This is a genomic window from Microbacterium sp. AISO3, from assembly GCF_002204305.1.
GTDB classification, from domain to species: domain Bacteria; phylum Actinomycetota; class Actinomycetes; order Actinomycetales; family Microbacteriaceae; genus Microbacterium; species Microbacterium arborescens.
Genome location: NZ_NHRF01000007.1, coordinates 30,190 through 55,033 on the forward strand (window position 1 = coordinate 30,190; position 24,844 = coordinate 55,033).

General features: G+C 69.5%; 23 protein-coding genes. 15 read left to right on the forward strand and 8 right to left on the reverse strand.

Annotated features, from left to right (window positions below; genetic code table 11):
* Nucleotides 1–44: 44 nt before the first annotated feature.
* From CBF90_RS11280 to CBF90_RS11290, 3 genes are read right to left on the reverse strand one after another with little or no spacing between them, the layout of a single operon-like run.
* Nucleotides 45–941 carry a carbohydrate ABC transporter permease gene (locus tag CBF90_RS11280; protein ID WP_023952842.1) on the reverse strand — a complete coding sequence of 299 codons (897 nt, stop codon included), beginning with the start codon at nucleotides 939–941 and terminating at the stop codon, nucleotides 45–47.
* Entirely contained in the window at nucleotides 938–1,954 is a 1,017-nt protein-coding gene (locus CBF90_RS11285) for a carbohydrate ABC transporter permease (RefSeq protein ID WP_023952841.1), read from the reverse strand. Before CBF90_RS11285 ends, CBF90_RS11280 begins: the two co-directional genes overlap by 4 nt.
* Nucleotides 1,955–1,962: 8 nt before the next feature.
* Entirely contained in the window at nucleotides 1,963–3,267 is a 1,305-nt protein-coding gene (locus CBF90_RS11290; protein WP_071918643.1) for an ABC transporter substrate-binding protein, read from the reverse strand.
* 206 nt (nucleotides 3,268–3,473) lie between these two features.
* Here CBF90_RS11290 and CBF90_RS11295 point away from each other — a divergent pair, with 206 nt between their 5' ends.
* Together CBF90_RS11295 and dcd are read left to right on the forward strand one after the other, a co-directional pair.
* Nucleotides 3,474–4,487 (forward strand): LacI family DNA-binding transcriptional regulator, encoded by a 1,014-nt coding sequence (locus tag CBF90_RS11295; RefSeq protein ID WP_023952840.1) that lies wholly within the window; start codon nucleotides 3,474–3,476, stop codon nucleotides 4,485–4,487.
* A gap of 35 nt (nucleotides 4,488–4,522) precedes the next feature.
* Nucleotides 4,523–5,128 carry a dCTP deaminase gene (dcd, locus tag CBF90_RS11300; RefSeq protein ID WP_023952839.1) on the forward strand — a complete coding sequence of 202 codons (606 nt, stop codon included), beginning with the start codon at nucleotides 4,523–4,525 and terminating at the stop codon, nucleotides 5,126–5,128.
* Nucleotides 5,129–5,196: 68 nt separating this feature from the next.
* Here the strand turns inward: dcd and CBF90_RS11305 are convergent, their stop codons facing one another.
* A complete protein-coding gene (locus CBF90_RS11305; protein WP_088380635.1) occupies nucleotides 5,197–5,817 on the reverse strand; it encodes a MarR family winged helix-turn-helix transcriptional regulator in 621 nt (206 codons plus the stop codon).
* A 112-nt stretch (nucleotides 5,818–5,929) separates the two neighbouring features.
* Here CBF90_RS11305 and CBF90_RS18800 point away from each other — a divergent pair, with 112 nt between their 5' ends.
* The 3 genes from CBF90_RS18800 (at nucleotide 5,930) to CBF90_RS11320 (ending at nucleotide 8,728) form a co-directional block, all read left to right on the forward strand.
* Entirely contained in the window at nucleotides 5,930–6,454 is a 525-nt protein-coding gene (locus tag CBF90_RS18800) for a MarR family winged helix-turn-helix transcriptional regulator (RefSeq protein WP_237049118.1), read from the forward strand.
* Between the two features lie 114 nt (nucleotides 6,455–6,568).
* Nucleotides 6,569–8,200, forward strand: coding sequence for a BCCT family transporter (locus tag CBF90_RS11315; RefSeq protein WP_242435670.1), 1,632 nt, complete (start codon nucleotides 6,569–6,571; stop codon nucleotides 8,198–8,200).
* 81 nt (nucleotides 8,201–8,281) lie between these two features.
* Nucleotides 8,282–8,728, forward strand: coding sequence for a GNAT family N-acetyltransferase (locus CBF90_RS11320; protein ID WP_088380637.1), 447 nt, complete (start codon nucleotides 8,282–8,284; stop codon nucleotides 8,726–8,728).
* A gap of 6 nt (nucleotides 8,729–8,734) precedes the next feature.
* Here CBF90_RS11320 and CBF90_RS11325 read toward each other — a convergent pair whose 3' ends face one another.
* Together CBF90_RS11325 and CBF90_RS11330 are read right to left on the reverse strand one after the other, a co-directional pair.
* Nucleotides 8,735–10,192, reverse strand: a complete 1,458-nt coding sequence (locus tag CBF90_RS11325; RefSeq protein ID WP_081731754.1) for an MFS transporter — start codon at nucleotides 10,190–10,192, stop codon at nucleotides 8,735–8,737.
* Between the two features lie 110 nt (nucleotides 10,193–10,302).
* The gene (locus tag CBF90_RS11330; protein ID WP_088380638.1) at nucleotides 10,303–11,022 is read right to left on the reverse strand and encodes a response regulator transcription factor; all 720 of its coding nucleotides are present in this window, start codon (nucleotides 11,020–11,022) and stop codon (nucleotides 10,303–10,305) included.
* Between the two features lie 330 nt (nucleotides 11,023–11,352).
* Between CBF90_RS11330 and dnaK the strand changes: the two genes are divergently transcribed.
* From dnaK to CBF90_RS11350, 4 genes are all read left to right on the forward strand, one after another.
* Nucleotides 11,353–13,221 (forward strand): molecular chaperone DnaK, encoded by a 1,869-nt coding sequence (gene dnaK / locus CBF90_RS11335; protein ID WP_088380639.1) that lies wholly within the window; start codon nucleotides 11,353–11,355, stop codon nucleotides 13,219–13,221.
* Between the two features lie 2 nt (nucleotides 13,222–13,223).
* Nucleotides 13,224–13,850 carry a nucleotide exchange factor GrpE gene (locus tag CBF90_RS11340; RefSeq protein ID WP_088380640.1) on the forward strand — a complete coding sequence of 209 codons (627 nt, stop codon included), beginning with the start codon at nucleotides 13,224–13,226 and terminating at the stop codon, nucleotides 13,848–13,850.
* A gap of 11 nt (nucleotides 13,851–13,861) precedes the next feature.
* Entirely contained in the window at nucleotides 13,862–14,866 is a 1,005-nt protein-coding gene (locus CBF90_RS11345; RefSeq protein ID WP_064956374.1) for a DnaJ C-terminal domain-containing protein, read from the forward strand.
* 91 nt (nucleotides 14,867–14,957) lie between these two features.
* Entirely contained in the window at nucleotides 14,958–15,401 is a 444-nt protein-coding gene (locus CBF90_RS11350; RefSeq protein WP_088380641.1) for a heat shock protein transcriptional repressor HspR, read from the forward strand.
* 99 nt (nucleotides 15,402–15,500) lie between these two features.
* Here the strand turns inward: CBF90_RS11350 and CBF90_RS11355 are convergent, their stop codons facing one another.
* Nucleotides 15,501–16,094 (reverse strand): hypothetical protein, encoded by a 594-nt coding sequence (locus CBF90_RS11355; protein ID WP_023952822.1) that lies wholly within the window; start codon nucleotides 16,092–16,094, stop codon nucleotides 15,501–15,503.
* A 191-nt stretch (nucleotides 16,095–16,285) separates the two neighbouring features.
* Here CBF90_RS11355 and CBF90_RS11360 point away from each other — a divergent pair, with 191 nt between their 5' ends.
* Both CBF90_RS11360 and CBF90_RS11365 read left to right on the forward strand, forming a co-directional pair.
* Nucleotides 16,286–17,500 (forward strand): glycosyltransferase, encoded by a 1,215-nt coding sequence (locus CBF90_RS11360; protein ID WP_071918637.1) that lies wholly within the window; start codon nucleotides 16,286–16,288, stop codon nucleotides 17,498–17,500.
* Between the two features lie 2 nt (nucleotides 17,501–17,502).
* The gene (locus CBF90_RS11365) at nucleotides 17,503–18,609 is read left to right on the forward strand and encodes a glycosyltransferase (protein ID WP_071918636.1); all 1,107 of its coding nucleotides are present in this window, start codon (nucleotides 17,503–17,505) and stop codon (nucleotides 18,607–18,609) included.
* Here the strand turns inward: CBF90_RS11365 and CBF90_RS11370 are convergent.
* Entirely contained in the window at nucleotides 18,539–18,799 is a 261-nt protein-coding gene (locus CBF90_RS11370) for a hypothetical protein (RefSeq protein WP_064956373.1), read from the reverse strand. The genes CBF90_RS11365 and CBF90_RS11370 overlap by 71 nt on opposite strands.
* Nucleotides 18,800–18,870: 71 nt before the next feature.
* On the opposite strand from CBF90_RS11370, the gene CBF90_RS11375 reads away from it, so the two are divergent.
* The 4 genes from CBF90_RS11375 to CBF90_RS18415 form a co-directional block, all read left to right on the forward strand.
* Complete coding sequence (locus tag CBF90_RS11375) at nucleotides 18,871–19,914, forward strand: helix-turn-helix domain-containing protein (RefSeq protein ID WP_088380642.1); 1,044 nt, start codon at nucleotides 18,871–18,873, stop codon at nucleotides 19,912–19,914.
* An 89-nt stretch (nucleotides 19,915–20,003) separates the two neighbouring features.
* Entirely contained in the window at nucleotides 20,004–20,948 is a 945-nt protein-coding gene (locus CBF90_RS11380) for a hypothetical protein (protein WP_141097153.1), read from the forward strand.
* Between the two features lie 64 nt (nucleotides 20,949–21,012).
* Nucleotides 21,013–23,241, forward strand: a complete 2,229-nt coding sequence (locus CBF90_RS11385; protein ID WP_088380644.1) for an ATP-dependent Clp protease ATP-binding subunit — start codon at nucleotides 21,013–21,015, stop codon at nucleotides 23,239–23,241.
* Between the two features lie 770 nt (nucleotides 23,242–24,011).
* Nucleotides 24,012–24,844, forward strand: an 833-nt coding sequence (locus CBF90_RS18415; protein ID WP_172407829.1) for an immunoglobulin domain-containing protein, incomplete at its 3' end; no start/stop codon positions are given.

Consider the following 24,844-nt stretch of genomic DNA (forward strand, 5'->3'; position numbering starts at 1 on the left):
GAGATATCGGTGAGGGTCACGGTTCGTGCTTTCTCTACGGGGGATCAGCCCTTGACGGCGCCGGTCAGGCCGCCGACGATGCGGCGCTCGAACAGGCTGAAGAACGCCAGGGCGGGAAGCATCGACAGCGAGGTGAAGGCGAGAACCTTCGCGGTGTCGACCGAGTACTGCGAGGAGAACGCCTGCACGCCGAGCGGCAGGGTGAAGGTCGCCTCGTTGTTGAGGATGAACAGCGGAAGCAGGTAGCTGTTCCAGCTGCCGATGAAGGCCAGGATGCCGACCGTGATGACGCCGGGCACCGACAGGGGCAGCACCATCCGCCAGAAGAACGACAGGCGCCCGCATCCGTCGATGAACGCGGCCTCCTGGATCTCGTCGGGAATGGCCCGCAGGAACGGCACCAGGATGATGATCGTCATCGGCAGCGCGAAGGCGATCTGCGGCAGGATGATGCCCGCAAGAGAGTTCATCAGGCCCAGGTCGCGGATGACGATGTACAGCGGCGTGATCGCGACGGTGATGGGGAACATCAGGCCCGAGGCGAAGACGGCGTACAGCACCCCGCGGCCGCGGAACCGGTACCGGGCGAGGATGTAGCTGGCCATGAGCCCGAGCAGCACGGCGCCGATCGTCGTCGCGCCGGCGGCGATGGTGGAGTTGAGCACCTGCTGCCAGAACTGCGAGCCGGTGAGCACCGCCAGATAGTTCTCGATGTTCCACGGCGACGGCCACCCGGCGGGGTCGACGGTGATCTGGGCGTTGCTGCGGAAGCCGCCGATGATGATGTACAGCACCGGCGCGAGCATCAGCGCGATCACCACGAGGGCGACGAAGTACACGACGGGGCTGCCCCAGGGCAGGCGCTCCGTGCGGCGTCCGCGACGCCCTGTCGGTGCGGGCGCGACGATCGCGCGCGTGGCGGGGGAGGTGAGGGCGGTCATCGCTCCTGCTTCCCTTCGGTGATGGCCCCCGCGGTGTCGCGACGCAGCACGTAGCGCTGGTAGACGATCGCGACGACGAGGGAGATGAGGAAGATCACGACGGCGACGGCGTTTCCGAAGCCGTAGCTGCCGGCGTTGCGGCCGTTGACGACCATGTAGGTGGCCATCGTCGAGGTGCCGGCGGTCGACGCGACGTACTGACCCCAGATGATGTAGACGAGGTCGAACAGCTGCAGTGCGCCGATGATCGACAGGAACGCCCAGATGCGCAGGGTGGGGGCGAGCAGGGGCAGGGTGATCCGCCAGTGCATCTGCCAGTAGCCCGCGCCGTCGAGGGCGGCGGCCTCGTAGAGCTCGTCGGGGATCCCCTGGAGGCCCGCGAGGAAGAGGATGACGGCGAAGCCGACGTACTTCCAGGTCAGGATGGCCATGAGCGTCCAGATCGCGATCGAGGGATCGGCGATCCAGTCGCGCGTGAGCGCGCCCAGTCCGAGCTGCTCGAGGGCCCCGTTGAGGGCGCCCTGGGTCTGCAGCATGAGTCCGAAGCCCGTGCCGACGACGACCTCCGCGATGACGTAGGGCACGAAGATCAGCACGCGGATGAGCGACTGTCCTCGCATGCGGCGGTTGAGCAGCAGGGCGAGGAGGACCGCGACAGGACCCTGGAGCACGAGGGACGCCACGACGATGATCGCGTTGTGGCTGAGGGCCTCGACGAAGGTGGGGTCGGTGAGGATCGTGATGTAGTTCTGCAGGCCGACGAACTCGGTGGGCGGCCCGTAGCCCTGCCAGCGGAAGAAGCCGTAGTAGGCCGCCATCACCACGGGGAAGATGACGAACCCGACGAACATCACCAGGGCGGGGCCGACGAGCACCGCGATCTCGAGGCGACCCGACCAGCCCAGGCCTCGGCGGCGCCGGGAGGGCGAGGGCGTCGTGGAGACGCCCTCGCCCCGGGCCGCGAGATCCACGCCGTCGGCGGTGCCCGCCACGGCTGTCTCGCTGAGCGACATGATGCGGATCAGCCCTTCTTCGCTGCGTCGGAGACCGACTGGATCATCTGCTCGGGCGTGCTCTTGCCCGCCAGCAGGTCGACGACGGCGACGTTGAGCGCGTTGCCGACGTTCTGTCCGAGGACGGTGTCGAGCCACTGCGAGACGAAAGGAGCCTTGTTGTACGCGGCGAGGACCTCCTGGAGGTACTCCTCCTCGACCGCCTCCTGCGCGACCGAGTTCACCGGGGGAGCGTTGAAGGCCTTGTAGTAGGCCTCCTGCTGCTCGGCGCTGGCGAGGAAGTTCAGGAAGTCGGCGCACTCCTTCGGGGCCTTGGCCGAGCAGGAGTAGCCGTCGACGCCGCCCATGATCGAGCCGGGCTCGCCGGCGCCGCCCGACAGCTCGGGGAACGGGAACCATGCCAGGTCGGGGAGGGGCTGCTCGTCCGGCGTGAGCGAGGCGATGACGCCCGGGTTCCAGGCGCCCATCAGCTCCATGCCCGCCTGGTGGTTGGCGATGAGGCCCGCGCTGCTGCCGGCGCCCTGCTGAGCCGAGGTCGTGAGGTAGCCCTCGTTGAACGGCTGCAGCTGGGCGAAGTCGGCGAGGTCCTCGGCCGACTTCAGCCAGCACTCGTCGCTGAAGTCCTTCGAGTCGCCGGTCTCCTCGATCGTCTCCGGGCTGCACTCGCGCAGGGCGAAGTTGTAGAACCAGTGCGCCGCCGGCCAAGCATCCTTCGCGCCGAGGGCGATGGGGGCGATTCCGGCATCCTTGAGCTGCCCGACCACGGTCTCGAGATCGTCGATCGTCGCGGGGGCCTCGGTGATGCCGGCCTGCGTGAACAGGTCGGAGCTGTACCAGAAGCCGCTGGGGAGCACCGCGAGCGGCATCGCCCATACCTTGTCCTGGTAGGTCTCGGCCTTGAACGAGCCCTCGGAGATCTCTTCCTTGGCGGTGTCGCCGATGAGGTCGGTGAGGTCCATGAGCTGTCCGGCCTGCACCATGGCGGCCATCTTGCCGCCACCGCGCTGCAGGAAGATGTCGGGCGGGTCGCCCGCGTTGAGTGCGGTCTGGAGCTTGCCGTCCATGTCCTCGTTCTGAACGGACTGCATCGAGATCTTGACGTTCTCGTTCTCCGCCTCGAATGCGGCGATGGCATCCTTCCAGAACTGCTGGCCGGGGCCGGTCGTCGAGTTCTGCCAGAGCGTCATCTCGACGGTGCCGTCAGCGCTGCCTCCGTCGCCGTTGCCGCTGCAGGAGGTGAGGGCGAGGGCCCCCACCGCCAGGACGGCTGCCGTGACGGCCGCCTTGCGGCGAGCCGTGATGGTGCGTGCCATGTGATTCCTTCTCTCTTCGTTGAGTGGACATCTGCCGATGAGCGCGCCGCGGCCGGGCCCGGGCTGGGCTGCTCGAACCGCCGAGCGGCGATGCTCGGTGTCGTCGGACATTCGCTGGTGCTGTCGGACACCGAAAGTTTGCGCGGGCAACAAAGAGGTGTCAAACGTTTTCGAAAACGGTTTCCATTTCGGGCTAGCATGCGGTCATGGACCGACGACGACCCACCATCCACGACGTCGCGGAGCGTGCCGGCGTGTCCGTGTCGACCGTGTCGAAGGCTGTCAACGGCCGTTACGGGGTTGCGACGGCGACCGTGGATGCTGTGATGGCGGCCGTCGCGGAGCTCGGCTACGAGTCGAGCCTGATCGCCAGCAGCATGCGGTCGCGCTCGACCGGTGTGATCGGCGTGCTCGTCGCCGACTTCGAACCGTTCAGCGCCGAGATCCTCAAGGGGGTGGGCGAGGCGCTCCGCGACACGAGCTACGACCTGCTCGCCTACTCGGGGTCGCGCGGTGACGAAGAGGGGTGGGAGCGCCGGTCGCTGTCCCGCCTGAGCGGAACGCTGATCGACGGGGCGATCATGGTCACCCCGACCGTCGTCAAGGCGAGCGCCGACGTGCCGCTGGTCGCGATCGACCCGCACACCGGTCCGGCCGACGTCCCCATCGTCGAGAGCGACAGCTACGGAGGCGCCCGCGAGGCGACGGCCTACCTCATCGGCATGGGGCACACGCGCATCGGCTACATCGCCGGGCGCGCCGACCTGCGCTCGTCGATCGCACGTGACGCGGGGTATCGTCGGGCGCTCGCCGACGCCGGCATCCCGTTCGATGCGACCTACGTCGGTGCGGGGCGCTATCGCGAGGCGACGGTGCGCGAGGTCGCGATCGAGATGCTGTCGACGCCGAACCGGCCCACCGCGGTCTTCGCGGCGAACGACGTGTCGGCCATCGCGATCCTGCAGGTCGCCGCCGAGCTCGGGCTCGAGGTTCCCCGCGACCTGTCGATCGTCGGATTCGACGACATCCCCGAGGCGACGCGGCTTCCGGTCCCCCTCACGACGGTGCGGCAGCCGATGGGGCGGCTGGGCGCGGCCGCCGTCCAGATGCTGCTGGCCCTCATGCGCGGTGAGACTCCGCCGGCCACGCACCTGCGCCTCCCGACGAAGCTCGTCGCCCGGCAGACGACCGCGCCGCCGGTGCGGCAACGGGCCGGATGACGGCGTCGCACCGCGACGCGCTCTAGGCTGTGTGCGTGCTGCTGAGTGATCGCGACATCCGTGCCGGAATCGATCAGGGCCGCATCGGCCTCGACCCCTGGGATGCCTCGATGGTGCAGCCCTCGAGTGTCGATGTGCGCCTCGACCGGTACTTCCGGCTGTTCGACAACCACAAGTACCCCTTCATCGATCCGGCGCAGGACCAGCCCGAGCTGACCCGGCTGATCGAGGTCGAGCCCGACCAGCCGTTCATCCTGCACCCCGGCGAGTTCGCGCTGGGATCGACCTTCGAGCAGGTGCGCCTCGGCGACGACGTCGCCGCGCGCCTGGAGGGGAAGTCGTCGCTCGGCCGCCTCGGCCTCATCACCCACTCGACGGCCGGCTTCATCGACCCAGGGTTCTCCGGCCACGTGACGCTCGAGCTCGCCAACGTCGCGACCCTGCCGATCAAGCTCTGGCCCGGCATGAAGATCGGCCAGCTCTGCTTCTTCCAGCTCAGCTCGCCGAGTGAGAACTCCTACGGATCGGGCCCCTACGGCAATCGCTACCAGGGGCAGCGCGGGCCGACGGCATCCCGCTCGTTCCAGAACTTCCACCGCACCGACGTCGGCACGATCGACGCCGGGTCGCGCGGCGCCTGACACCGCGTGCGGCATGCACGACGGCCCCGAGGCTCGCGCCTCGGGGCCGTCGCAGGCGATGCCGCGGATCAGGCGGCGTCGCGTCCCGCCGCGAAGCCCGCGGTGAAGCCGCGCTCGAAGGCGTGCTCGCCGCGGTGCGCGTGGTCGCCGCGGTGCGCGTGGTCGCCGCGGTGCGGGTGCTCGCCGAAGCGCGGGCCGCAGCCGTGACCGCGACCGAAGCCGTGCCCGAAGCCGTGTCGACCACGAGGGCCGAATCGGCGCGGTGAGGTCTCGTCCCAGCCGAGCCCGCGGGCGATCGCCTCGAGTGAGGCGACGGTGGTGGCGTAGTCCTCCTCGGTGACGGTGCTGCGCACGCGGTCGCGCACGCCGCTCACGAGCGCGTGGATGCGGTCGCGTTCGCGCCGTCCGTCGTCGGTGATGATCCAGGCCCCGTCGCGCTCGGCGGCCCAGCCGCGAGCGGCGAGCGACCGGACGCGCTTGCCGCCCCGCTGCACGCGCTCGGCGAGCTCGGGGATGTCGCGCTCTCCGGCCAGGACATTGAGCACCGCCCAGTCGCGGCGGTCGAGCCCTTCGGCCGACAGAGTCCGATGCATCTCGGACGACAGGGCCGTCTCGGCGGCGCGCATCCAGAAGGTCAGCGGCCGCGTACCCGGGTGGGGAGTCTCGGAGGTGTTGTCGTGGGTGTTCATGGTGTTCCCTTCGTGGGCCGGTGCGTCCAACCCGAGATGTATGTCATTTGTCATGTACATGCACTATGACATGTAGCTCAGGTGCATGTCAAGTCGCATGTATTCTCGAAGCATGACGGCCGCCGACGACCCGCAGATCGATGCCATCGCCGATGCCCTCGGTCGCCTCCGCGGACTGCGGCGGCCCGGGCCGGGCATCGAGCGCGGGCCGCACACGCACGGGGGGCTCGGCGCCCACGCCGGGCATGGCCCGCACGGACATCGCGGCGGCCCGTTCGCCGAGGGGCGCGGCCGGATGGCGGGGCTTGCGCGCCTGCGGATGCTCGAGGTGCTCGTCGCGGCATCCCATCCGCTCACCGTCAGCGAGATCGGCGAGGCGATCGGTGTCGACCAGCCGCGTGCCTCGCGACTCGTCCAGCAGGCGGTCGACCTCGGCCTGGTGCGTCGGGAGGCCGACCCCGACGATGCCCGCCGCACCCGCATCGCGCTCACCGACGAGGGGCGCCGATTCGCGCAGAGTGTGCGGGGTGAGCGTCGCGCTGCCCTCGGCAGCGCGCTGGACGGGTTCACCGACGACGAGCGCTCCGAGCTGGCCCGACTGCTCACCAAACTCGCCGACGCCTGGCCGCGCCCCTGACGCATAGCCGCTGTCGCCGCCGCGGGCAACTGGCCTTCCCCGCTTTGCGTCGCGCCGGTATCCTGTCACCCTGGTTCGGTGAGCACCGACAATCAGCCCTCTCCCGCAGAACGCATAGCCGCGGTGTCCACCCCGGGCACGATCGCCCGCTGGGTGTTCTGGCCCGCCGCGGTGGTGATCGTCGGGTTCAGCGCCTTCGCGATCATCTTCCCCACCACGGCCGAGTCGTTCTTCGGCGCCATCCAGACCTCGATCGTCGACTCGTTCAACTGGTACTACGTCCTCATCGCCGCTTTCTTCGTCGGCTTCGCGATCTTCGTGGGCTTCAGTCGCTTCGGCGACATCAAGCTCGGGCGCGACGATGACGAGCCCGAGTTCTCGACGGGCTCGTGGTTCTCGCTCCTCTTCGCCGCGGGCATGGGCATCGGCCTCGTCTTCTACGGCGTGAGCGAGCCCCTCAGCCACTTCGTCGACCCGCGTCCGGGTGTGACCGGCACCGAGCAGCAGCTCGCGCAGAGCGCTCTGACGCAGACCTACCTGCACTGGGGCGTGCACGCCTGGGCGATGTACGTCGTCGTCGGGCTCGCCCTCGCGTACGCGATCCACCGTCGCCGCCGCCCGATCTCGATCCGCTGGGCGCTCGAGCCCCTGCTCGGCAACCGTGTCCGCGGCGCCGCCGGCAACGTCATCGACGCGGTCGCCCTCGTCGGCACGCTGTTCGGCGTCGCGACGTCGCTCGGACTCGGCGTCATGCAGATGGGGTCGGGGCTCGAGTTCATCGGCCTCCCGCCGCTCAATGACGCGATGCTCATCGGGCTCATCGCGATCGTGTCGGTCTTCGTGCTGTTCTCGGTGCTGTCGGGCGTGACGAAGGGGATGAAGTGGCTCTCCAACTTCAACCTCATCGTCGCCGGTCTTCTGCTGCTGTTCCTGCTCTTCGTCGGCCCGACGCAGTTCCTCCTGCGCGAATGGGTGCAGTCCATCGGCGCGTACATCCAGGACTTCATCGGTCTCTCGTTCACGGTCAGCGCTCTCCAGGGGGCGGCCGGCGAGGCCTGGCAGGCGCAGTGGACGTCGTTCTACTGGGGCTGGTGGATCTCGTGGGCGCCCTTCGTCGGCATCTTCATCGCGCGCGTCAGCAAGGGGCGCACGGTGCGCCAGTTCGTCGCGGGCGTTCTGCTCGTTCCCACGTTGATCGGCATCCTGTGGTTCGCCGTCCTCGGCGGCTCGGCGCTGTACCGCGAGCTCGAGCAGCCCGGATCGATGCTCGCCGCCGACGGGTCGGTGAACCTGCAGGGCGCCCTGTTCCAGCTGCTCGAAGGGCTGCCCGCCGGTGGTGTGCTGACCATCGGTGCCATCGTCCTGATCGCGGTGTTCTTCATCACCTCGGCCGACTCGGGGGCGCTCGTCATGGGCATGATCGCGACGGGCGGCAATCCCGAGCCGCCGCGCTGGGTGCGCACCTTCTTCGTCGTCATCACCGCCGCGCTCGCGAGCGCGCTCCTGCTGGCCGGAGGCCTGCAGGCGCTACAGACGGCGGCGATCCTCATCGCCCTGCCGTTCTCGATCGTGATGCTGCTGATGTGCTGGTCGACGGTGCTCGCCTTCCAGCGGGAACGTCGCGCTTACGCCCGCGCCGAGCGCGCGCAGTTCATCGAGCGCATCGGCGACCACTACGGGCTCGAGGTCGAGGAGCCGAACGAACGGGGAGTGCGCTTCCCGTGGATCGTCGGCAGGCGCGGCTGACACAGCTGCCGCGAATCGTCAGTGAACCGTCTCGAAGGCGCCGAGCACGACCGCTCGGCGCCTTCGTCGTACGCTGGGCGGATGCTCCCGGTGTCTTCCGCCCGTCTGACCGATGTTCCCGCCGAAACGCTCTACCGCCTGCTCTGGCTGCGCGTCAGCGTCTTCGTCGTCGAGCAGGCCGCTGCCTATCCGGAGCTGGACGGCCGCGACCTCGAGCCCGACACCGAGCTCTTCTGGATCGAAGACGACGGGCGGGTGCTGGCGACGCTCCGGCTGCTTCGCGATGCCTCGGGGAACGCCCGCATCGGCCGAGTGGCGACCGCGGCCGACGCGCGCGGCCGCGGTCTGTCTGCGCAGCTCATGCGCGCGGCGGTCGAGCGCGCCGGGGAGCGGTGGCCCGGTGCCGCGATCGACCTCGATGCGCAGAAGCACCTCGCCGACTGGTACGGGAGGTTCGGGTTCGCGATCAGCGGGGCGGAGTTCTCCGAGGACGACATCCCGCACGTCCCCATGCAGCGTCCCGCCTGAACCTGCTCAGCGGATGCGGGCCTGTCTCGGCAGTCGCACGAACAGCAGCAGCACGAGTCCGAGGAGCAGCACCACCGCGATGCCCAGGACGCCCCAGATGATGCTGCCGAACCAGGCGATGAACAGCGCCCACATCGCGGGGGAGAGGAAGCTCGCGACGCGTCCGGTCGTGGCGTAGAGGCCGAAGATCTCACCCTGCATGCCGGGAGGCGTCACACGGGCCAGTAGCGAACGGCTGGCGGCCTGCGCCGGGCCCACGCACCCCGAGAGGATCAGTCCGGCGATCCAGAACACGATCGATCCGGCATCCTGCAGGACGAACAGCAGCACGGCCACGGCGATGAGGCCCGACAGGGTCGCGACGATCACGGCGCGTGCCCCGAACCGGTCGTCGAATCGTCCGGCGACGATGGTGGACGCGCCGGCGACGAGGTTCGCGGCGATGCCGAAGATCATGACCTCCGTCGCCGAGAACCCGAACGCGCGTGCCGCCAGGACGCCGCCGAAGGCGAAGACGCCCGCCAGGCCGTCGCGGTACACCGCGCTCGCCAGGAGGAACCAGAACGTCGGGCGTTCCGTGCGGTACAGGCGGACGATGTCGGCCACCAGGTGCGCGTACGCCGCGAAGAAGCCGACCTTCTCCGTGGTGTGGGGCGCGGAGCGCTCGGGCACGTTCAGCATCAGCGGGATGGCGAAGACGATCGTCCACACGCCGCAGCCCACGGCGATGAGCCGGTAGGCGAGACCGTTGCTGGTGTCCATCCCGAACCAGTCGGCGAAGGTGAGGGCGACCACGAGGGCCAGGGCGATGATGCCGCCGATGTAGCCGAGGCCCCAGCCCAGACCGCTGACCCGTCCGATCGTGCGGGGGGTCGAGACCTCGACGAGCATGGCGTTGTAGTTGACGCCCGCGATCTCCGAGACGACGGCGCCGAGAGAGAGCACGATCGCGCCGTACCAGAAGAAGGCCGGGTCGGCGAAGGTGAAGAACAGGGCGAACTGCAGCAGCGCGAGGACGACGGTGAACACCCCGAGCCATCGCTTCTTCCGCCCCGACCGGTCGGCGGTCTGTCCCAGCACGGGGGCGAGCAGCAGGATCAGGATGCCGGCGGCGGTCGAGGCGACGCCGTAGCCGCTCGCCAATTCGGCCAGCGCCGCCTCCTTCACCGGGTCGGTGTCGGGCAGCGCCGCGATGTCGGCGGGGAGGAACGAGTCCGAGACGAGGAACAGCGACGCGAAGACGAACGTGAGGATGACGGAGTTGAAGGGCTGCGTCGCCCAGTCCCAGAGCGCCCACGACACGACGGCCTTGCGGGGGATCGGCTGCTCGTCGACGTCGCGGGTCCGCATGGCGGCGATGCGCCCGAGTGCCTGCGTGTCGGCGGCCGTCGGAGGCGCCGGCACGCCGGGATCGGATGCCTGCGGGGAGCGGCCCGCGCCGGGTGGGTCGGTCTCGGGTGACATGCCGGGCACGCTACGACCTCTCCGTGAACACTCGGTGCCGCCGGTCGGCGGCGCGTCGCGTCATCGCGACGGGGTCAGCGTATCCGTCGCCGGGCGGGGGAGCGTGCTTTTCAGTCGCGACGCGCGAACCGGTAGCCGATGCCGCGCACCGTCTCGATCCAGCGGCCCGTACGGCCGTCGTCGCCGAGCTTGCGCCGCAGGTTCATCAGGTGGACCTCGACCGCGTGGAGATCATGTCCGCTGACGTGTTCGCCGTGGGCGCCGCTCTGCCGGCGCAGCATGAGCGCGATCCACGCCTTCTCGATGACGTCGCCGGGGCGCTGCATGAGCGCCTGCAGGACGTCGAACTCGGAGCGTGTGAGATCCAGCGACCGGCCGTCGAGCTCGACGCGGCGCGAGCCGGGGTTCAGCCGCAGCCCGCCGGCTTCGAGCCACGCCCCCGGCGCCGCCTCGCCGGGCTGGAGGGCGCGGGGGCGGCGCATCAGGGCGTCGATCCGGGCGCGCAGCTCGTAGGGGCGCCAGGGTTTGATGACGTAGTCGTCGGCACCGCTGCGGAACCCCTCGACCGTCGCGGTCTCGTCGTCGACGGCGCTGATGATCAGCACGTACCCGTCGTGGAACGCCCGGATGCGGCGGACGGCCTCGAACCCGTCGATCCCGTCGAGCTTGACGTCGACGGTAGTGAGGTCGGGGCGCAGCAAGCGCACCGCGTCGACGCCGGCCGGGCCGTCGGGGAAGGCATGCACGGCGAAGCCGTGCTGTTCGAGGGTCTGAGTCAGCAGGTGACGGAGGTCGTCGTCATCCTCGATGACGACAGCGCTGCGAGTCATGAGCGCCTCCGTGCGCGCGGGAACGCTCGGCGACCGCCCATCGCGGGCTCGATGTCGACGAGAGGCGAGTTCGGGTTCACGCTTCTTGTCATGGGTGGACTCAACATATAGCGCTCCCCTGGGAGGATCCGATGATGCCGCCTCAGGCTTACTCAGCTTTTCCTCAGTCCATCGTCATGCGGCTGACGCTGCTTATCGTCGAACTTGATACGACCAGACTCAAGTTCTCTTGACAGGGTTTTCCGGCGCGAGTACAGTTGAGTCATCGCGGCTCAGGTTGGGCCGCCGCAGACTTCCGATCCATTCGAACCGCAAGTAAGGAGACAACTCATGGCACGTGCAGTGGGTATCGACCTGGGCACGACGAACTCCGTCGTGGCCGTCCTCGAGGGCGGCGAGCCCAAGGTCATCGCCAACGCCGAAGGGCTCCGTACGACCCCCTCGGTCGTCGCGTTCACCAAGGACGGCGAGGTCCTCGTCGGTGAGACCGCCAAGCGGCAGGCCGTCACCAACGTCGACCGCACGCTGACCTCGGTCAAGCGCCACATGGGCACCGACTGGAAGACCCAGTCGATCGACGGCAAGGCGTACACGCCGCAGGAGATCTCGGCCCGTATCCTCCAGAAGCTCAAGCGCGACGCCGAGCAGTACCTGGGTGACACGGTGACGGACGCCGTCATCACCGTCCCCGCGTACTTCAACGACGCCGAGCGCCAGGCCACCAAGGAGGCCGGCGAGATCGCGGGTCTCAACGTCCTGCGCATCATCAACGAGCCGACGGCCGCCGCGCTCGCCTACGGTCTCGACAAGGGCAAGGAGGACGAGCTCATCCTCGTCTTCGACCTCGGTGGCGGAACCTTCGACGTCTCGCTGCTCGAGGTGGGCAAGGACGACGACTTCTCGACCATCCAGGTGCGCGCCACCGCCGGTGACAACCGCCTCGGTGGTGACGACTGGGACCAGCGCATCGTCCAGTACCTGATCAAGCAGTTCAAGGACACGACCGGCGTCGACGTCTCCGGCGACAAGATCGCGCTGCAGCGCCTCAAGGAGGCCGCTGAGCAGGCGAAGAAGGAGCTCTCGAGCTCGCAGTCGACCTCGATCAACCTGCCTTACCTCTCGCTCACCGACTCGGGCCCCGTCTCGTTGTCCGAGACGCTGTCGCGCGCGAAGTTCGAGGACCTCACCAAGGACCTGCTCGACCGCACGAAGAAGCCGTTCGAGGACGTCATCCGCGAGGCCGGCATCAAGGTCGGCGACATCGACCACGTCGTGCTCGTGGGTGGTTCCACCCGTATGCCCGCCGTGTCGGAGCTCGTGAAGAAGGAAGCCGGCAAGGAGCCCAACAAGGGCGTGAACCCGGACGAGGTCGTCGCCGTCGGCGCCGCCCTGCAGGCCGGCGTCCTCAAGGGCGAGCGCAAGGACGTCCTCCTCATCGACGTGACCCCCCTGAGCCTCGGCATCGAGACCAAGGGCGGCATCATGACGAAGCTCATCGAGCGCAACACCGCCATCCCCACCAAGCGCAGCGAGACCTTCACGACCGCCGACGACAACCAGCCGTCGGTCGCCATCCAGGTCTTCCAGGGCGAGCGCGACTTCACCCGCGACAACAAGCCGCTCGGCACGTTCGAGCTCACGGGCATCGCACCGGCGCCCCGCGGCATCCCGCAGGTCGAGGTCACCTTCGACATCGACGCGAACGGCATCGTTCACGTCTCGGCGAAGGACAAGGGCACCGGCAAGGAGCAGTCGATGACGATCACCGGCGGCTCGTCGCTGCCGAAGGACGACATCGAGCGCATGGTGCGCGAGGCCGAGGAGCACGCGGCAGAGGACAAGAAGCGCCGCGAGGCCGCCGAGGTCCGCAACCAGGCCGAGACCCTGTCGTACTCGATCGAGAAGCTGATCGCCGACAACGCCGACAAGCTCCCCGAGGACGTCAAGTCCGAGGTCCAGGGCGACGTCGACGCGCTGAAGACCGCGCTCGCGGGCGATGACGACGAGGCCGTGAAGACCGCGTTCGAGAAGCTCAACGCATCGCAGGGCAAGCTCGGCGAGGCGATCTACGCGCAGGGTCAGGCCGACCAGGCGCCGGGAGCCCCGACCGACGCTCCCACCGGTGACACCGGTGCGGCGGCATCCGATGAGGACGTCGTCGACGCCGAGGTCGTCGAAGACGAGGACGAGAAGAAGTAATCATGACCAACAAGGACTTCGAAGAGCCGCACGGCGAAGACGAGGTCCTCGGCGGGAAGGGGTCGGACGCCCAGGCGTCCGGCCCCGACGCGCACGAGGCCTCCGAAGCATCGGATGCCGCCGACGCTGCGGCTGCGGACGACGAACTGACCATCGACGACATCCTCGGAGCGACGCAGTCCGACGAGGCGGCCGTCGCCGAGGCGCCGGCCGAGGAGCACGACCTGCTGCTCGACCTCAAGCGCGTGCAGGCCGAGTACGCCAACTACCGTCGGCGTACCGAGGACCAGCGCGAGGCCGAGATCGAGCGCGCCAAGGGGTCGGTCGCCAAGGGGCTGCTGCCCGTGCTCGACGACCTCGACCGTGCCGACAAGCACGGTGACCTCGTCGAGGGATCGCCGCTCGCTGTGATCGCGGACAAGCTCCGCGGGGTCGTGGCGCGCTTGGGTGTCGAGTCCTACGGCGCCGCCGGCGACGCCTTCGACCCGCAGCAGCACGAGGCGATCTTCCAGGCGCCCACCCCGGGCACGGCCGAGCCGACGATCCTCGAGGTCGTCGAGGTCGGCTACCGCCTCGGCAGCATCGAGCTGCGTCCGGCGAAGGTCGTCGTCGCCGTGCCGGCCGAATAGGAGGCAACGACATGGCCAGTCAGGACTGGTTCGACAAGGACTTCTACAAGGTGCTGGGCGTCTCCAAAGACGTCTCCGACAGCGACCTGAAGAAGACCTACCGCAAGCTCGCGCGCAAGTACCACCCCGACTCGACGCAGGGCGACCCCGCGGCCGAGGCGAAGTTCAAGGAGATCAGCGAGGCGTACTCCGTGCTCTCCGACAAGGAGCAGCGTGCCGAGTACGACCAGATCCGGGCGATGGGGTCGGGCAGCGCCCGCTTCACCGCGGGTGGCCAGGGCGCCGGTGGCTTCGAGGACGTCTTCAGCGCCTTCAACCAGGGTGCGCGGGGCGGCGCCGGAGCGCGCGGCGCCGACTTCGACGACATCTTCGCGATGTTCAACCAGCAGACCGGGCGGTCCAGTCGCTTCGGGTCGGGCGGCTTCGGCCGCTCGACCGGAGGGTTCCAGGGCTTCGGCGGCCCGCAGCGCGGCGCCGACGTCACGGCGCGGACGACGCTCGACTTCGCCACGGCGGTTCGCGGCGACACCGTCACGCTCCAGGGCGAGGACGGCAAGCCGTTCAAGGTGAAGATCCCGGCCGGGGTCAAGGACGGGCAGAAGATCCGGCTGCGCGGTCGCGGGCGTCCCTCGCCCGATGGCGGAGAGCCGGGCGACATCGTCGTGAGCGTGACCGTCCGGCCGCATCCGGTGTTCACGCGCGACGGACTCAACCTCCGTGTCGTGGTGCCGGTGACCTTCACCGAGGCAGCCCTCGGTGCCACGATCGAGGTACCGACACTGGGCGGCGACCCCGTCAAGCTGCGGGTCGCGCCCGGCACCCCGTCGGGTCGCGTCCTGCGGGTCAAGGGGCGCGGCGTGAGCACGTCCAAAGGCACGGGCGACCTTCTGGCGGAGGTTCAAATCGCCGTTCCCGCCCATCTCGACGAGGAGGCCCGAGCGGCCCTCGAACGTTTCGCGGAGGTCGAGCCCCGCGAGAACCCCCGCGCCGACCTGATGAACAAGGCGCGCGGCTGATCCACCCGCTGCTCGCTCGCCGTCCCCGATCCCACGGAACGGGGCGGCGGGCTGGACGGCGACACCCGCGACGCCCAGGAGGTGACCAACCATGGCTGAAGACGACATCGACGAGGACGCCCCGATCTTCGCGATCGCGGCCGCGGCGGAGCTCGCGGCCATGCACGCGCAGACCCTCCGGCAGTACGACCGGCTGGGCCTCGTGGTGCCCGGGCGCACGCAGGGAGGATCGCGTCGATACTCGCTGCGTCACATCCGGCAGCTGCGAGAAGTGGCGCGGATGTCTGCGGAGGGCATCAGCCTCCCCGCCATCGCGCGCATCTTGGAGCTCGAGAACGAGGTCGCTGGGCTCCGCCGCGAGGTGCGCGACCTCGAGCAACGACTGCGCGACGAGATGCAGCAGCGTCCCGGTGCGCGGGTCTTCGCCGCCGGCGCCACCGGCGCGGTCGTGACCCTACGTCACGGCGCGCGCGTGCGCCGGGCGACCGAGGTCGTGCTCTACCGCCGCCCCTCCGACCCGCCCGCGGGGGAGTGACCCCCCGTCGACTCGCCACGAACTGTGGATCCGGCCGCCCGGCATCCTCAGTTCCTGGCGAGTCGACGTCGTGCGCGACGTCGTGCGCGACGGTGGGGATCAGGCGGGTGGGAGGCGGAGGGTGCCAGCCGACTCGTCGAGGGTCAGGTCGTCGACGACGCGGAGCGAGCGGGCGAGGTGATCGAGCTCGTCCAGAACCGTTCCCACGCGCTCGCGGTCGCTGCACACGGCCGAGAGCGTCACGAGATGCGTCCCGGTGTCCCACGTGTACGAGACGAACGGCGGCGTCCGCGGATCGGGCGGCAGCGTCATCACGAGCTTCTCGCCCGCCCCGAGGTAGGGGGAGCGGAAGTCCTCGGTGTCGTCGTACTCCATCGGCATCATCGCCCGCGCGGTGCGTACCTGCGGCGTCGCTTCCTGCATCTGCGCGAGCACGACGACCAGCTCGGGGTCGGCCTTCCACATCCAGGCCCGTACGCGCCCGTTCGCGCGGCGCATGAGCATCGGCACGGCCTGGCTCGCAGCCCACGCCGCGAAGCGCCCGCCCGGGCGCGGCGCGGCGCCGATCGCGGCGTTCGCCTGGCTCAGCAGCATCCCGATGGCGCGCTTGCGGGCGCGGCGTCCGGAGAATCCGAATGATTCGGTGACGGGTACCCAGCGGGCGGGATCGGCATCGGCTTCGAGTCGGGCCATGACCACAGCCTAGGGATGCCGCCTGGGTGCTCGCCCCCGTCTGCCGCGCAGCCCGCGGCGCAGGCCCGTGCCGCTCGGTTTTCCCCAACGCCGCACCGCCTCCCGGAAGCCCCAAGACCGCTCGGGTAAGCTCGGGCCCGCCGCGTCGGCCACAGCCGGCGGCACTCCGCCGTACAGATTGGGCCTGACCCGTGACCGAATCCACGACGACCGAGGGTGTTCCCGCCGACAGTACGCGCGCGCCCCTGACCATCGTGATGGGCGCCGACACCTTCGCCCCCGACGTCAATGGCGCCGCCCGTTTCGCCGAGCGGCTCTCCGCCGGCCTGGCCGCCCGCGGTCACGACGTGCACGTCGTGACGCCGAGCGTGAAGCACTCGCAGTCGGGCATCTTCACCGAGAACATCGAGGGCGCCGACCTCACCGTCCACCGCCTGCCCGGGTGGCGCTGGTACCCGCACGACTGGCTGCGCTTCGTACTGCCCTGGCGCTCGAAGCACTACGCACGGCGCGTGCTCGACTCGGTCAAGCCCGACGTGGTCCACAGCCAGTCGCACATCGTCATCGGGCGCGGACTCACGCGCGAGGCGCGCAAGCGCGGCATCCCCGTCGTCGCGACCAACCACGTCATGGCCGAGAACGTCATCGACTTCACGACGCTCCCGCCGTTCCTCGACAAGATCATCATCAAGCTCTGCTGGGACGACGCCAAGCGCACGTTCCTGATGTCGCGTGCCGTGACCACGCCGACACGCAAGGCCGCGGAGTTCCTCGAGGGCACGATCGACATCTCGGGCGTCATCCCGATCAGCTGCGGCATCGACAAGCGCAACTACACCCCCGACCTCACCCCGCGCGAGCACCGCCGCATCCTGTTCGTCGGGCGCCTCACGACCGAGAAGCACGTCGAGGTCACCCTGAAGGCCGTCGCCAAGCTCGCCCCCGAGCTCGACGTCCACTTCGACATCGTCGGCGGCGGCGACCAGCGCCGGAACCTCGAGCAGACCGCGCAGCAGCTCGGCATCAGCGACCGCGTCACGTTCTATGGGCGTACCGACGAGGCCGACCTGCGGGCGGCCTACACGCGGGCCGACGTCTTCGCGATCGCGTCGATCGCCGAGCTGCAGTCGATCGCGACGATGGAGGCCATGGCCTCGGGGCTGCCCGTCGTCGCGGCGGATGCCGTCGCCCTGCCGCACCTCGTCCAGTCCGGTGTGAACGGCTACCTCTTCGAGCCCGGCAACGTCGACGATCTCGCCGACAAGCTGCGCCGGGTGCTCACCGCCTCTCCCGAGGAGTACCTGCGGATGCAGCAGGCCTCGCTCGACGGTGTCGAGATCCACGACATCGAGCGCACCCTCGACACTTTCGAGAAGCTCTACCGCGGCGAGCCGCTCGACGCGTGACGATGCGGCTCTTCTTCGACGCGCGCTACATCCGCACCGACTTCCACGACGGCATCAGCCGCTTCTCGCACGAGCTCGCGCACGCCGTCTTCGCGGCGGCCCCCGCCGAGGACGTCGAGGTCACGTTCATCGTGCACGACCCCGCGCAGGTTCCCTTCCTGCCGGAGGGGGCACCGCACGTCGTGCTGCACGCCCCCACGTCGATGCTCGAGCCGTTCGCGGCCCTGCGGCTGAACCGGCATCGGCCCGACGTGGTCTACTCACCCATGCAGACGATCGGCGCGCTCGGCCGGCGGTTCGCCCTCATCCTGACGCTTCACGACACGATCTACTACCGTCACCGCACGCCGCCCCGCGATCTGCCGTGGTTCGTGCGCCTGGGCTGGCGGCTCTTCCACCTCTCGTACGCGCCCCAGCGCGCCACGCTCAACGCCGCGGACCTCGTCGCGACCGTCAGCGAGACGAGCAAGCGGCAGTTCGCCGACGTGAAGCTGACCAAGCGCGAGGTGGTCGTCCTCCCCAACGCTCCGCAGCGTCTGGCGGATCTCGCGCCGTCGACGGCGATGCCGGGAGCCGCCAAGCCGCGCAACATCGTCTACATGGGCTCGTTCATGCCCTACAAGAACGTCGAGACGCTCGTCCGCGCGATGCAGTGGCTGCCCGGTCGTACGCTGCACCTGCTGAGCCGGATCTCCGACAGCCGGCGCGCCGAACTCGAGAAGCTCGCGCCCCCCGACGCCCGTATCGTCTTCCACGGCGGGGTGACGGATGCCGAGTACGCGGCCCTCCTGGCCGATGCGGGCACGCTCGCGACGCTGAGTCTGGACGAGGGGTACGGGCTGCCGATCGCCGAGGCGCTCGCGTTGGGGGTGCCGGCGGTGGTCAGCGACATGGAGATCTTCCACGAGGTCGGTGGTGACGGTGCGCTCTACGTGCCGCCCCGCGACCCGCGCGCGTTCGCGGCGGCCGTCGAGTCGCTCGACGACGATGCCGCTCGTGCGGCGCTGGTCGCGGCGGGTCGTGCCCACATCGCCCGGTTCACCTGGGCGGAATCGGCGTCGCGACTGCTCGCGGCATCGCGTCGCGCCCGTGCGCTCCGCGCCCGCTGACCTCGGCTGATCCCTCGACGCGGCGCCGGCTGGCGGTGGGGCGCGTCGGGGCGGCCTCGTCCCGCGGCGGCACGCGCGTCGCGTCGGTGGGCACTCGGCGGTAGCCGTCGCGCGCGACGACTGCGAGGGTGCCCGTCACCGCGGCGATGACGACGAGGGCGACGGCGAGAAGAAGCATGTCGGAATCCATGGCAGAAACGCTACGATGGGCGTCATCCTGCCGATACTGGCGGAGATGACGGTATTCGGAGGATTCCTGCCATGCACACGGTCGCCTGCGTCGTCCAGCCCGGATTCGCACCGTTCGAGTTCGGCCTCGCCTGCGAGGCGTTCGGTCTCGATCGCAGCGACGAGGGGATTCCGAACTTCGACTTCCGGGTCGTGGCGCCCGACCCCGGCGTGGTTCCGGCCAACCTCGCGTTCTCGCTGAACGTCGACGCGGGACTCGAGTTCGCCGACGAGGCCGACCTGGTGATCATCACGCCCATTCCGCGCGAGAGCTGGGATGCCGTCGACGAGCGAGTCACGGCGGTGGTTCGCCGCGCGGTCGAACGCGGGGCGTGGGTGCTCACGGTCTGCAGCGGCGCGTTCGCCGTGGCGGCGGCGGGTGTGCTCGACGGCAAGCGCGCCACGACGCACTGGCGCTACGCCGAGACCATGGCGCGCATGTATCCGCTCATCGAGGTCGACCCCGACGTGCTCTACGTGCAGTCCGACCGGATCATCACGTCGGCTGGCACCGCGGCCGGGCTCGACGCCTGCCTGCATCTGTTGCGGATCGAGCTCGGTGCCGAGGCGGCGAACACGATCGCCCGACGGATGGTCGTCCCGCCTCTCCGCGACGGCGGTCAAGCCCAGTTCATCGCCCGTCCTCTTCCCGAGGCGGCGTCGCTCTCGCTTGCGCCTATCACCGACTGGATGATCGCGAACCTCGACCTCGACCTCTCCGTCGACCTCCTCGCATCGCGCGCTCACATGTCGCCCCGGACCTTCGCGCGGCGGTTCAAGGCCGACTACGGCACGACGCCGGCGGCGTGGCTCGGGCGGCAGCGGATCCTGCGGGCCCAGCGCCTGCTCGAGCGCACCGACCTCGGGCTCGACCAGATCGCGGCCGACAGCGGATTCGGGTCGGCATCCGTCCTGCGCCAGAACTTCGCCCGGGCCCTGGGGCTCAGCCCGAGTGCGTATCGGGCGCGGTTCGCGTGCACACCCGAGGCGGTAGGAGCCGGTGTTCGCTCGACGCGGGAGGGCGTGCCGGATGTCGCTGCAGCGGAGCCGCGCTCCCTCGATGCGGCCGTCGCATGAGTGCAGCGCCGGTAGCTCACCGAGAGCTGCGCTCGGCCCGACGGGCTCTCGCGTGGGTGTGGCTCAGTGGGCCCGCATCGCTCGCGCTGATGACGGTCGGCGTCTTCGGCGCCGCCTATCTGATCGCCACGGTTCCGGGGGCGGGGCCGCTGACAGCGGAATCGTGGCACCATGCGCTCGAAGCGGTCGCCGCCGCGGGGGAGGTGGGGCTGCACGACTTCTTCGGCATCGCCGCCGTGGTGGCGACATTTCTCGTCGCGGCGGCCGCCGCTACGGCGTTCGGAGCCGAAGAGCAGTCGATGGCAGTGGTGACGAGGCAAGCGCTCTTCGGGTGCATCGTGGTGGGCGCCCTCCTTTTGGGCTTCCTTGCCGTGCTCACGGTGCCGGTGGCCGTCGTCACGCCGTCCGAGACGCCCCGGATCGTGGTGGTGCTGGCGCTGACGTGGATGGCGCTCCTCCTGACGCGGGCGGTGGAACGAGTCGCGGACGGTCGCGAGCGGAAGCGTCGTGCGCAGATCGCCCACGAGCGAGCCCGCGTTTATGGTGTCTCGGCCATTACGAGTGCGCCGCGTTCTCCCTGGGTCGCGACGGTGGCCCAGTTCGTTCTTCCGTTCATGATCTGGATGGGGGTGGCTGCCGCGATCTTCGTCGTCGGCCGGCTGCTCGATCAGCCGTGGTGGCAGAGTCTCGTGGGGATCGCCTGCGCCATCTACTACCCCAATCTGGTGCTCAGCGTCGTCTGGCGGGCGACGGCGGACCTGTCGCAACGCCCGGAGCTTCGGATCGCCGTGCAGGGGCTCGGGATCACGCTCGCCATCGGTTCGGCCCTTGCGCTCGCGCTGTCACTAGCCTCGGTGGAATTCCTGCGCCCGATCGGATGGTCATGCGCGCTCTTCACCGTGCTGCACGCTGTCGCCCTTTTCTTGCGAACCCGGCCTCGTCTTGCCCTGCTCGCGCATATCGAGACCCGTGTTACGCAGCGGTCTCTAGCGGCCTCGGCCGCGGGGGCGGCGGCGGGGGCCGTAGCGCCCTGAGCCTCGCGGTGATAAACTTGAGTCAGACAGGCTCAAGTTTGAGCCGAGAGATTTCAGGAGAGACATGAACGCCACGCAACAGCCCGGACAGGAGGAGGCGCAGAGCGCCCTCGAGCAGTTCGGCATCAACCTCACCGACCGTGCCCGCCAGGGGAAGCTCGACCCGGTCATCGGGCGTGACAGCGAGATCCGCCGCGTCAGCCAGGTGCTCACGCGGCGCACGAAGAACAACCCGGTCCTCATCGGCGAGCCCGGCGTCGGCAAGACCGCCGTCGTCGAAGGCCTCGCCCAGCGCATCGTCGCGGGCGACGTCGCCGAGAGCCTCAAGAACAAGGAGCTCGTCTCGCTCGACATCTCCGCTCTCGTGGCCGGCGCCATGTACCGCGGCCAGTTCGAGGAGCGGCTGAAGAGCGTGCTCAAGGAGATCACCGAGTCGGACGGCCGCATCATCACCTTCATCGACGAGCTGCACGTGCTGATGGGCGCGGGCGGCGGCGAGGGCTCGGTCGCGGCATCCAACATGCTCAAGCCCATGCTCGCCCGCGGTGAGCTCCGCCTCATCGGCGCGACCACCCTCGACGAGTACCGCGAGTTCATCGAGAAGGATGCCGCCCTCGAACGCCGCTTCCAGCAGGTCTACGTCGGCGAGCCGAGCGTCGAAGACACCATCGCGATCCTCCGCGGTCTCAAGGAGCGCTACGAAGCCCACCACAAGGTCGCGATCTCCGACGGCGCGCTCGTCGCCGCGGCATCCCTCTCGAACCGCTACATCCCGGCACGTCAGCTGCCCGACAAGGCGATCGACCTGATCGACGAGGCCGCGTCGCGCCTGCGCATGGAGATCGACTCCGCGCCGCTCGAGATCGACGAGCTGCGCCGGCACGTCGACCGGCTGAAGCTCGAAGAGCTCGCGCTCAAGAAGGAGAAGGATGCCGCGTCGCGCGAGCGTCTCGAGGCCCTGCGCGCGACGCTGAAGGACGAGCAGCAGAAGCTCGACGACTTGCAGGCGCGATGGGAGCGCGAGCGTGCCTCGCTGAACCGCGTCGGCGACCTCAAGACGCGACTCGACGCGGCTCGGGTCGAAGCCGAGCGGGCCCAGCGCGAGGGCAACCTCGAGAAGGCGTCGCGCCTGCTGTACGCCGAGATCCCGGCGCTCGAACGCGAGGTCATCGAGGCGGAGCGCGCCGAGACCGCCGTCGACGGTCCTGAGCGGATGGTCAACGAGCAGGTCACCGACGAAGACATCGCCGCCGTGATCGCCGCCTGGACCGGCATCCCCGTCGGGCGCCTGCTGCAGGGAGAGACCGAGAAGCTTGTGCGCCTCGAGTCCGAGCTCGGCAAGCGCCTCATCGGGCAGAAGACCGCCGTCAAGGCCGTCGCCGACGCCGTGCGCCGCTCACGCGCGGGCATCAGCGACCCCAACCGTCCCACCGGCTCGTTCCTGTTCCTGGGGCCGACCGGTGTCGGCAAGACCGAGCTAGCGAAGGCGCTCGCCGAGTTCCTCTTCGACGACGAGCACGCCATGGTGCGCATCGACATGTCGGAGTACGGCGAGAAGCACTCCGTGTCGCGGCTCGTCGGTGCCCCTCCCGGGTACATCGGCTACGAGCAGGGCGGCCAGCTCACCGAGGCCGTTCGGCGCCGTCCGTACTCGGTCGTGCTGCTCGACGAGGTCGAGAAGGCGCACCCCGAGGTCTTCGACGTGCTGCTGCAGGTCATGGACGACGGCCGCCTCACCGACGGTCAGGGCCGCACGGTCGACTTCCGCAACGTCATCCTGATCCTCACGTCCAACCTCGGATCGCCGATCCTCATCGACCCGACGCTGAGCCTCGAGCAGAAGCGCGAGCAGGTGCAGATCCTGCTGCGGCAGGCCTTCCGCCCCGAGTTCCTCAACCGCCTCGACGACACCGTCATGTTCGAGGCTCTCAGCCAGGACGACCTCGCGCAGATCGTCGAGCTCTCCGTCGACGCGCTGCAGCGGCGCCTGAAGGACCGGCGTCTCTCGCTCGCCGTCACGCCCGACGCGCGTGCCTGGCTGGCCGAGCGCGGCTACGACCCCGTGTTCGGCGCGCGCCCGCTGCGACGCCTCATCCAGTCGGAGATCCAGGACCGCCTCGCGATGGCGATCCTGTCGGGCGGGGTGCGCGACGGCGACATCGTGCGGGTCGATGTCGCCGCCGACGGCTCGGCGCTCGTCCTCACGAGTGCCGGTCCCGCGGCGGAGCCTGCCGGGCCGGCAGCTGCCGGAGGGGACGACGACGTGATCGAGGCTGAGCTCCTCGACGACTGATCGGCTGCTCGTCCGCGGTGTCGCGTGGGTTTCGGGGTGCTCGACGTGCTGTCGACAGGCTCAGCGGCGCGAGCCCGGCACGGCGAAGCGCGGGCCACGAGCACACCATGAGGGCACCTACGCGGCGCGTCGGTGCCCTCATGTCGGTCACGGGTGCACTCAGTTCGGCCGCAGTCGCGTAAGAGCGCCATGTATGACGTACAGACTCGGAACGACCAGACGACCCGCATGGGTCGTGCCGCCCTCGAGCATGGGAACCTCTCGTGTACCTGTTCTTCCGGATGCTGATCGCTCTCACACTGGCCTCGGTGCTGACCGTGGGCTCGTTCCTGCAGGCACCCGCGTCGGCTCACGCCGTCATGGTGGCGACTGAGGCCGGACACGCGGGGCAGGCCGACGCCGAGGACACGGAAGAGCATGCCGGGGGCGCCGCTGCGAGCGAGACTGATCTCGCGGAGGGCGAAGGAAGTGGTCCCGAACAACCCGAGGGACAGAAGGCGGCTAGCCCAGCGGCTGGCGTGCCAGCGCGAGGCGGCTCCGGCGCGGCGCCGGGCCTCGCTGACCTCGCTCGTGAAGGTGGGTGGGGCGTGCGTCCGGAGTGGGCTACCCACCCGCAAGACGTGTCACTCGCTGAGCGCAATGGCCGGCCCTTCCGGCCCGACTTCACGGCGAATGTGAGGCCGATGGGCGTCAGTGATCTCACGGCTAACTGGCAGGCGAGCATCAACGGGGGGCTCACCTGGGGCGATATCGCAGGTACGGAGACGACAATGAACGGCTCCACGTCCAGGGTGACGCTGTCGTACGACTTGCCCGACGTCTGGTGGCACATGAATGGCTACATGTATCGGGCGAAGGTCGCCGCGCCGACAGGAGTCGTCATTTACAGCGACCCCGCCACCCTCACCGTTCTCCCCGGGCAGATCGCCGTCAACGCCAGCCCGCAGGGCCAGACTCTCGCGGAGGGCGCGACAGCGGTGTTCACCGCCCGTCATGGCGGGGCCTCCGCCCCGGCGGAGGTCCGCTGGCAGGAGTCGCGCGACCAGTCCTCGTGGACCGACATCGACGGGTCCCGTGTCCCGATCGGATTCAACGCAGAGGCGCGGTTCGAGGTCGAGGCGGACTTCGCTCTCGACGGCATGTCCTACCGGGCGGTGTTCTCCAACGCGCGGACCGAGGCCGCGACGAATCCGGCCAGGCTCACCGTTATCCCGGCTCTGGCGGTCGTCTCCGAGTCGCCCGTCTCCCGTTCCGTCTCGGAGGGCGGCTCGGCGACGTTCACCAGTCGGTATACCGGTACGGCTGCGCCCACGAGCGCCACCTGGGAGCACTCGGTCGACGGGGGCGCGAGCTGGGCAGACGTACCGGATGCCGCCGCTGACCCCACACTCACCTTCGAGCGGGTGACGCTCGACATGGACGGTCGCCAGTACCGCGTCCGCTACAGCAACGCCTCAGGGTCGGTGTGGTCCGACGCGGCGACGCTGACGGTGAATCCGGTGCGTCCGGTGGTGACGGAGCATCCAGGGCCGGCGGGGGTGCCGGCGGGGTCTGCGGCGGAGTTCTCGGCGGCGTTCGGTGGGACGGATGCTGAGACGACGGT